We start from the raw sequence: 380 nt of genomic DNA on the forward strand, positions 1-380 counted from the left end.
ATGCAGGGGGCGTTCGACTTCGCCTGTTCGAACAGGTCGCGTACTCGGGAGGCGCCGACGCCGACGTACATTTCGACGAAGTCGGAACCGGAGATCGAGTAGAACGGGACTCCGGCCTCACCGGCGACGGCCTTGGCCAGCAGGGTCTTGCCGGTACCGGGCTGACCGTAGAGGAGCACGCCCTCGGGGATCTTCGCTCCCACTGCCTTGAACTTCTCCGGTTCGGCGAGGAACTCCTTGATCTCTTCGAGCTCCTCGAGGGCCTCGTCGACTCCGGCGACGTCCTTGAAGGTGACGTCCGAGTTCTCCTTGTTGACGAGCTTGGCCTTCGACTTGCCGAAGTTCATCATCTTCCCGCCCGACATCTGCGAGATGAGGAA

Annotated in this window: 1 protein-coding gene; it reads right to left on the minus strand. The window is 62.1% G+C overall.

What is annotated here, in order from left to right; genetic code table 11:
- The coding region (locus tag CHM34_RS18855) for an AAA family ATPase (protein WP_141201806.1) at positions 1-380 on the minus strand (380 nt) is incomplete at both ends.

The organism is Paludifilum halophilum (assembly GCF_002245355.1).
In the GTDB taxonomy this organism is placed as follows: Bacteria; Bacillota; Bacilli; order Thermoactinomycetales; family DSM-45169; genus Paludifilum; species Paludifilum halophilum.